This is a genomic window from Neisseria sp. P0019.S002, from assembly GCF_051957155.1.
GTDB lineage: Bacteria > Pseudomonadota > Gammaproteobacteria > Burkholderiales > Neisseriaceae > Neisseria > Neisseria perflava.
Map to the genome: position 1 here is coordinate 1 of NZ_JBQCWS010000164.1, position 437 is coordinate 437.

The 437-nt window shown below is 53.3% G+C and carries 1 protein-coding gene; it reads right to left on the minus strand.

From position 1 onward, the window contains the following. A partial coding sequence (locus ACTHTY_RS12105) for a DUF6531 domain-containing protein (protein ID WP_440367876.1) occupies positions 1 to 420 on the minus strand: 420 nt, incomplete at its 3' end. Positions 421 to 437 lie beyond the last annotated feature (17 nt).

Consider the following 437-nt stretch of genomic DNA (forward strand, 5'->3'; position numbering starts at 1 on the left):
ACGCAACGCTATCGAACCGTCCAGCGACGCAATGACATAATGCCCGTCCGGATTTTTACTGAACCAAATCTGTTCGCTTTCGAACAATACCGGTTCTTCATCATCTTCATCCACTTCCGGCAAAGGGAACAAACGGCCTTGATCGTCGATATAGGCCAATCCCGCCGCATCGCGGATGATGCGTTGGCAGCCCGGTACGCTCCAACCCTCGCCGAGCCAGCCGGTACCGTCTTGGTCGGAATAATAGCTGCGGCTCCATACCAGCGGCAAAATGCCTTCAAAGACAAAGTCGGATTCACTAGTTAGAAACTTCAAACCGTGTATCGGATTCACCTGCCGACCGGCACCCACTGCACCCTTACAGGACAGACAGGTTTTAGGGGGGAGTCTTTTGCTGAACTTGCCGTTCATATGGAACATATCGCCGGTGCGCACGA